A 6,960-nucleotide genomic window follows, 5' to 3' on the forward strand; every position below is an offset into this window, starting at 1 on the left:
TGTCCGACTCGCTCCACCCAACCCGACTCTAGGCGTGGCTGGTCGGTATCCATGTTCCGCGCCTCCATCGCCTCGCGGTGACGGTCAATCTCGGCAACCGAATCGCTGAGGCCGCTGGAGTTGCCATCGAGCCGATGCATCTGCGTCAACCCCAAGTGATAGAAGCGCAGCAGCTTCATCGCATCCGGATCGCCCGCACTTACGCCTGCCTTGACCTGGTGCATCATGTTGGTCACACGCATCAGGCTGCGCTTGAGCTTCCAGCCGTACACCGCCGCCGCCATCCACGGCGACACGGCGACCAGCATCGCCAGCGCCGCAACCCGCAACGCCAGCGTCAGCCCCAGCGTCAGCGCGCCGTATGAGCCGAGGCGGCTGTCCTTCATGATCTCCAGCCGCCGCGCCCGCGTCTGGCCGCCGCCCAGACCGTCGGCGGTGTCGGCCAGCCCGTCCTCGTGGAAGCCGCCGGTCAGGGCCACACCCGCCGCCACGGCCAGCAGGGCCGCGATCCACGGGCTCCACACCTGGGCCGCGCCGTAGAGGATCGCCGCCGCGATCAGGCCGACCACCTGCCCCACCAGCGGGAACCAGCGCGCGCTCTGCTGGATCCACTCGGGCTGGAAATCGCGCAGCGGCGGCGTCGGCAGGCGCGTCAGGAACTGCAGGGCGCAGACGAACAGCCGCGCCTCGCGTCCGATCATCGCGCGGCCTCCAATATGTCCTTCAGCTCGGCCACGTCGGACAGCAGGGCGCAGGCCGCCTTCAGCAGCGGCACGGCCAGCAACGCGCCCGTCCCCTCGCCCAGACGCATGTCGAGACCCAGCAGGGGTTGCGCCTCGACGGCCTCCAGCATCCGACGATGCCCCGCCTCGGCCGAGGCGTGGGCGAAGATGCAGTAGTCGCGCGTCTCCGGCGCCAGTCGGATCGCCAGCAGCGCCGCCGCCGAACCGATGAAGCCGTCGACGATGACCGGAACGCCCGCCTTGGCCGCGTCGAGCAGGGCCCCGGCCATCATGGCGATCTCGAAGCCGCCGAACTGGGTCAGCACCTCCAGCGGCGCCGTCGCGTCCGAACGGGCGGCGGCCTTGGCCAACACGGCCTGTTTGCGCGCCATGCCCTCGGGCGAATGCCCCGCCCCCTGCCCCACGCAGTCGGCCAGAGGCGCGGGTGCCAGCCGGTGCATCAGCAGGGCCGCCGAGGCGCTGTTGCCGATGCCCATTTCGCCCAGGGCGATCACATCAGCGCCGTCGTCGATAGCGGCCCGCGCCATGGCGGCGCCTTCCAGCAGAGCGGCCTCGGCCTGATCGCGTGTCATGGCGGGCTCGACCGAGGCGTCCTTCGTGCCCGGCGCGACCTTGGCGTGGATCAGGCCCGCGCGGTCCGACAGGTCGGCGGCGACGCCCGCGTCGATCACCTGCACCTGCGCGCCCACGACCTTGGCGAAGGCGTTGGCGCTGGCCCGGCCCGTCAGCAACGTATCGACCATGGCCACGGTCACCCCCGCCGGATAGGCCGCCACGCCCGAGCGCGTCAGCCCGTGATCCGCTGCGAAGACCAGCAGCACCGGCCGGGTCACGGTCGGGCGCAGAGTCTGCTGGATCAGGCCCAGCGTCAGGGCCAGATCCTCGATCCGGCCCAGGGCGCCGACCGGCTTGGCCTTGCCGTCCAGCGCCTGCCGCAGCGGCGCGCGCAGCCCCGGATCCAGCGGCGGAACGGAGAAAAGCTCGGTCAGTTCGGTCATGTCAGTCCTGCGATCCGGGCCAGAGCCGGAATGTCGAAATGGGTTTCCAGAACGGCGGCGATGCGGTCCAGCGCCTGATCCACCCGCGCGCCCTGATCCACGCCGTCGGACGCCGCGCCGACCTCCGCCAGCAGCGCCGCCCGCGCCTCGGCCCGATCGAACAGGCCGTGGACATAGAGGCCCGCGATCCGCCCATCGCCCGAGCGCGCGCCATGCGTCGCCCCGTCGATCATGGCGACCGGCCGTGCCGCATCCGGGCCGTCGGTGCGGCCGATGTGGATCTCATAGCCCTGAACCACCGCGCCGGAGGGCGTCAGTTGTCCTTCGACCCGACGCAGCGTCTTGGCGCCCGCCAGCACCGTCTCGACGTCCAGCAGGCCCAGCCCCGGCGCCGAACCCGCCACGCCCTCGACGCCGTCCGGGTCGCTGATCGTCCGGCCCAGCATTTGATAGCCGCCGCACACGCCCAGCACCCGCCCGCCGCGTCGCACATGGGCGGCGATATCCACGTCCCAGCCCTGCGCGCGCAGGAAGGCCAGATCGGCCAGCGTCGCCTTGGTTCCCGGCAGGATGATCAGGTCCGCATCGCCCGGCAGGGCCTGCCCCGGTGGGACAAAGCCGAAGTCCACGCCCGGCTCATGCCGCAACGGATCGAAGTCGTCGAAATTGGCGATGCGCGACAGCATGGGCACGGCGATCCGCACCTTTCCGCCACGCGCGCCGCCCGACCGCTCTAGCACCACGGCGTCCTCGGCGGGAAGCGATCGCGCATCCGCCAGCCACGACGCCATGCCCAGGTCCGCCCAGCCCGTGCGCCGCGTGATCTCTGCCCGCCCCTGATCGAACAGGGCCGGATCGCCGCGAAACTTGTTGATGATGAAGCCCCGGATCATCGCCCGGTCCTCGCCGTCCAGCACCGCGTGGGCGCCGACCAGGGAGGCGATGACATGGCCCCGGTCGATGTCGCCGACCAGCACCACCGGCACGTCCGCCGCGCGGGCGAAGCCCATGTTGGCGATGTCCCCGGCGCGCAGGTTGGTCTCGGCCGGACTGCCCGCGCCTTCGACGATCACCAGATCGGCTTCAGCCTGAAGACGACGGAAGCTGTCCAGCACCACGTCCAGCAGGGCGGCCTTGCGGTCCTGATAGCCCGCCGCCTGCCACACGCCCTCGACCTGACCGCGCACGACCAACTGGGCGCCGGTGTCGCTCTGCGGCTTCAGCAGGACGGGGTTCATATCGACCGTCGCCGGGGTGCGGCAGGCCAGCGCCTGAAGCGCCTGGGCGCGGCCGATCTCGCCGATGCGGCCCTCATGGTCGGGCGCAGTGACGGCGGCGTTGTTGGACATGTTCTGCGGCTTGAACGGCCGCACCGTCAGTCCGCGATTGGCGAAGACGCGGCACAGACCGGCGACCAGCACCGACTTGCCCACGTCCGAGCCGCAGCCCTGGATCATCAACGCGGCCATGCGAAGCCCCCGCCGATCAGCAGCATCAGCAACAGGGCGCAGGCGAGGCCGTAAACCTTCAGCCCGCGTTTCAGATCATGGGCGGACGGCGGCGCCCAGTCGCCGAAGACAGGTCGGTCGGTCATGACGCCGTCATAGCGGACCGGACCGCCCAGTCGAACCCGCAGCGCGCCCGCCATGGCCGCCTCGGGCCACCCGGCGTTGGGCGAGGCGTGCCTGCCCGCATCGCGCCACATGATGCGCCAGCCGCCTGCGCCCGCCAGCGCGATCAAGGCGCCCGCGATGCGCGCCGGGATCCAGTTCATCACATCATCGGTGCGCGCCGCCGCCCAGCCGAAAGCCCGCCAGCGCGGCTCCATATGGCCGATCATGCTGTCGGCGGTGTTGATGGCCTTATAGGCGAACAGGCCCGGCAGGCCGCCGATCACGAACCAGAAGACCGGCGCGACCACGCCGTCGCAGAAGCTCTCGGCCAGGCTTTCCAGGGCGGCGGTCGCGACCTCGCCCTCGTCCATCGCCTCGACGTCGCGGCCGACGATCATGCCGACCGCCAGACGCGCGGCGGGCAGGTCGCCCGCCTTCAGCGGTCGGGCCACGGCGCGGACGTGATCGAACAGGCTGCGCGCCGCCAGCCCCGTCGCGCCGCAGACCAGCAACAGCGCCAATCCCGGCCAAAAAGGCGAGGCGGCGGCCAGCGCCTGCACGCCCCAGCCCGCCCCGCCTGCGACGGCGATCAGGATCAGGACCGTGACGACGCCCAGCGCACGGCGCGCGCCCTGTGGCCGTTCCGCCTTGTTCCAGCGCCGCTCCAGCACCGCGATCAGGGCGCCGAGCCACGCCACCGGATGCGACAGGCGCCGAGGCCAACCAAGGACGCCTTCGACCAGCAAGGCGCCCGCGACGATCCAGGGCGTGGGCAGGCTGCTAACGGGCACGGCCGACCATTTCCAGCACCGGGCCGCGCACGCCGTCCAGGGTGCGCGCCTCGACGCCGTACGCCGTCTTGAGCACCTCGGGCGACAGGGCCTCGGCCGGGGCGGCGTCGGCGATCACCCGCCCCTCGGCCAGAACGATCACCCGATCCGCCACGCGCAGGGCGGCGTCCAGATCATGCAGGGTCAGGACGACGCCCCGCCCCTCTTCATCCGCCAGCCGCCGGAACAGGTCGCAGGCGTCCAGCACATGACCCGGATCGAGGCCCGCCAGCGGCTCGTCCGCCAACAGCCATTGCGGTTCTCCGGCCAGGGCGCGGGCGATCAGGACACGCGCCCGCTCGCCGCCCGACAGGGTGGAGACGACGCGGTCGGCGAACCCCTCCACCCCCGCCACGGCCATGGCGCGGGCCACGGCGGCGCGGTCGTCCGCCCTCAGGCCCCAGGCGCCGACGTAGGGCGTGCGGCCCAGGCCGACGAAGGTGCGTCCCTCGACCGCCCAGGCGATCTCGGCGTTCTGGGGCAGGTAGGCGATGCGCCGTGATCGCGCGCGCGCGGGCAGGTCGCGCAATGCTCGGCCGTCCAACATCACGCGGCCCGCGTCGGGCGTTCGCAGAGCCGCCAGACAGTCCAGCAGCGTCGACTTGCCCGCTCCGTTCGGTCCGACGATCGCCGTCACCAGCCCCGGCGCGAAGGCCGCGTCGACGCCATTCAGCACCGCCTTGTCGCCCAGTCGGACGGACAGGTTCTCCACGCTCAGGATGCTCATGCCAGCTTCCTTCTCATGCTGATCAGCAGGGCCAGGAAGAAGGGCCCCCCCAGGGCCGCCATGGCCACGCCCAGCTTGATCTCGGTCGAGGCGGGCGTCAGCCGCACCAAGATGTCCGCCGCCAGCGTCAACGCCGCCCCGCCCAGAGCCGAGGGCAGCAGCAGGCCGCTGGGCCGGGCGCCAATCAGGGGCCGCAGCAGATGCGGCACGATCAGGCCGACGAAGCCGATCGACCCCGTCACCGCCACCGCCGAACCGACCGCCAGGGCCGCCCCCAGCGCCAGCATCATCCGCCCGACGTCCAGCCGCACCCCCAGCGATCGCGCCCCCGCCTCGCCCAGGGTCAGGGCGTCCAGCGTCCGGCCTTGGGTCAACAGCAGCAGGCAGCCCAGGATCATGCCCGGCGCCGCCAGCCTCAGCTCGACCACGCTGCGGTCGGCCAGCGACCCCATCAGCCAGTTGACGATCTCGTTCACCGCCCAGGGGTTGGGCGCCAGGTTCAGCGCCAGGGCCACGCCCGCCCCGGCCATGGTCTGGATCACCACCCCGGCCAGGATGAAGGTGACGACGCTGCTGGTCGCCCCCGCCAAGGCCAGCAGCAACAGCACGCCGATCCCCGCCCCGACCATGGCCGCGACCGGCAGCACCCACGGCGCGCCGGCCGCCGCGCCCAGATAGAAGGTCAGCACCGCCCCCAGCGCCGCCATGGTCGAGACGCCCAGGATCGCCGGATCGGCCAGGGGGTTGCGCGTATAGCCCTGCAACGCCGCCCCGGTCAGGCCCAGCACCGCCCCGACCATCAGGGCCAGCACCGTGCGCGGCAGGCGCAGCTCGAACAGAATGGCCCAGGCGGGATCGCCGCGCTGGCTCGCCCAGTCGCTCCACGGAATCCAGACGCGGCCCGCGCTCATGCTGGCCACGGACAGGGCGACGATCAGGAGCAGAAGCCCGATCATCACCAGGGGACGCGGCAAGGTCATGTCAGGGCCTCCAGCGCCGTGCGGCGCGCGCGCGCCAGGGCGGCGGCGGTCTGGATCAGCACCGGCCCGCCGCAATAGAGCAGCTTCTCTTCCAGTTGCGCCTGCACCATCCGGCCGGACAGGGACTTCAGCGCCGGATGGCGCATCACCCGGTCGGCCCAGGTGCGCGAGCCGCGCACCGGCACGCCGCTGAGCAACACCTGGGGCGGGTCGGCCAGCAGGCGCTCAACCGGGACATTGCCCCATTTGCCCAGGCCATAGCGGCCAGCGACGTTCTCGAAACCGGCGCGGGTCATCATCTCGTCCATCAAGGTGCCGCGCCCGGCGGCGAAACCGTTGGGCTGATAGATCAGGGCCGTCAGCGGCGCCGATCCCGGCGGCGGAGCGGCGGCGGCGATGGCGGCCTCAATGCGGGCGATCAGGGCCTGGCCCCGCGCCGGACGGCCGACCAGGCGGGCGACCTCGCGCACCTGGTCCAGGCTGGCCGCCACGCTGTCAGGCACCGAGAATAGTTCGGTCTGGATGTTCAGACGGCCCAGCGCATTGCGGGTCGCCAGGGCGCTGTGGCGGCTGGTCAGCACCAGGTCGGGGCGCAGGGCGATGACCTCTTCCGCCGTCTCCCAGGTGAAGGGCAAGGTCTTGGCCACCTCGGAAATGGTCGAGCCGACCGGCTCGCGCGCATAGTGGCTGAGGGCCGCGATCTGCCTCCGGTCGGCGACATGAACCAGGATGGCGTCGAGGCAGGCGTTCAGCGACACCACGCGGCGCGGGGCGGCGTCGGCCGCAGCCGGTCCGGCGATCAGCATGGTGCCCGCGCCCGCCACCAGCGCCTGTCGCCGGGTCGCCCTCATCCGAAGGTCTCCAGCGCGCGTCGCAGTCGGGGGAAGTCGCGCTCGGCCGGGACGCCGAAGCGCAGAGCGTCGGGCGTGTGGTCGAACGGCCGGGTCAGGATGCCCGCGCGGCACAGATGCTGGAACCAGCGCGCGGCGTGGGGCGTGCGCGTCATGCGAAACAGGCTGGTCCCGCCGATGATCTGGAACCCCGCCCGCGCCAGCAGGTCGTCCAGCCG

General features: G+C 72.1%; 7 protein-coding genes and 1 pseudogene. All 8 read right to left on the minus strand.

All coding sequences use genetic code 11. The features are described 5' to 3' along the window. Positions 1-701 (minus strand): adenosylcobinamide-GDP ribazoletransferase (locus tag B2Y21_RS03765; RefSeq protein ID WP_292057113.1); only part of this gene is annotated, 701 nt, incomplete at its 3' end. Continuing rightward, positions 698-1,741: a nicotinate-nucleotide--dimethylbenzimidazole phosphoribosyltransferase gene (gene cobT / locus B2Y21_RS03770; protein ID WP_292057115.1), complete on the minus strand. Its 1,044-nt coding sequence runs from the start codon at positions 1,739-1,741 to the stop codon at positions 698-700. The genes cobT and B2Y21_RS03765, both read right to left, overlap by 4 nt. Continuing rightward, entirely contained in the window at positions 1,738-3,210 is a 1,473-nt protein-coding gene (locus B2Y21_RS03775) for a cobyric acid synthase (protein WP_292057117.1), read from the minus strand. Before B2Y21_RS03775 ends, cobT begins: the two co-directional genes overlap by 4 nt. Then, the gene (cbiB, locus tag B2Y21_RS03780) at positions 3,198-4,145 is read right to left on the minus strand and encodes an adenosylcobinamide-phosphate synthase CbiB (RefSeq protein WP_292057119.1); all 948 of its coding nucleotides are present in this window, start codon (positions 4,143-4,145) and stop codon (positions 3,198-3,200) included. The genes B2Y21_RS03775 and cbiB overlap by 13 nt, the downstream gene beginning before the upstream one ends. Beyond that, positions 4,135-4,911 carry an ABC transporter ATP-binding protein gene (locus B2Y21_RS03785; RefSeq protein ID WP_292057120.1) on the minus strand — a complete coding sequence of 259 codons (777 nt, stop codon included), beginning with the start codon at positions 4,909-4,911 and terminating at the stop codon, positions 4,135-4,137. The genes cbiB and B2Y21_RS03785 overlap by 11 nt, the downstream gene beginning before the upstream one ends. After that, a complete protein-coding gene (locus tag B2Y21_RS03790) occupies positions 4,908-5,891 on the minus strand; it encodes a FecCD family ABC transporter permease (RefSeq protein ID WP_292057123.1) in 984 nt (327 codons plus the stop codon). Before B2Y21_RS03790 ends, B2Y21_RS03785 begins: the two co-directional genes overlap by 4 nt. Next, positions 5,888-6,742: an ABC transporter substrate-binding protein gene (locus B2Y21_RS03795; RefSeq protein ID WP_292057126.1), complete on the minus strand. Its 855-nt coding sequence runs from the start codon at positions 6,740-6,742 to the stop codon at positions 5,888-5,890. The genes B2Y21_RS03790 and B2Y21_RS03795 overlap by 4 nt, the downstream gene beginning before the upstream one ends. Continuing rightward, positions 6,739-6,960: pseudogene (locus tag B2Y21_RS03800) on the minus strand (threonine-phosphate decarboxylase); the annotation flags it as partial. The gene B2Y21_RS03795 and the pseudogene B2Y21_RS03800, both read right to left, overlap by 4 nt.

The sequence above is a fragment of the Brevundimonas sp. UBA5936 genome, from assembly GCA_002430835.1.
Lineage (GTDB): Bacteria > Pseudomonadota > Alphaproteobacteria > Caulobacterales > Caulobacteraceae > Brevundimonas.

What these genes read in the sequence shown, in the direction of transcription:
- cobT (WP_292057115.1), bottom strand. Translation starts at nt 1,741, where the DNA reads ATGACCGAACTGACCGAGCTTTTCTCCGTTCCGCCGCTGGATCCGGGG.
- B2Y21_RS03775 (WP_292057117.1), bottom strand. Translation starts at nt 3,210, where the DNA reads ATGGCCGCGTTGATGATCCAGGGCTGCGGCTCGGACGTGGGCAAGTCG.
- B2Y21_RS03785 (WP_292057120.1), bottom strand. Translation starts at nt 4,911, where the DNA reads ATGAGCATCCTGAGCGTGGAGAACCTGTCCGTCCGACTGGGCGACAAG.
- B2Y21_RS03790 (WP_292057123.1), bottom strand. Translation starts at nt 5,891, where the DNA reads ATGACCTTGCCGCGTCCCCTGGTGATGATCGGGCTTCTGCTCCTGATC.
- B2Y21_RS03795 (WP_292057126.1), bottom strand. Translation starts at nt 6,742, where the DNA reads ATGAGGGCGACCCGGCGACAGGCGCTGGTGGCGGGCGCGGGCACCATG.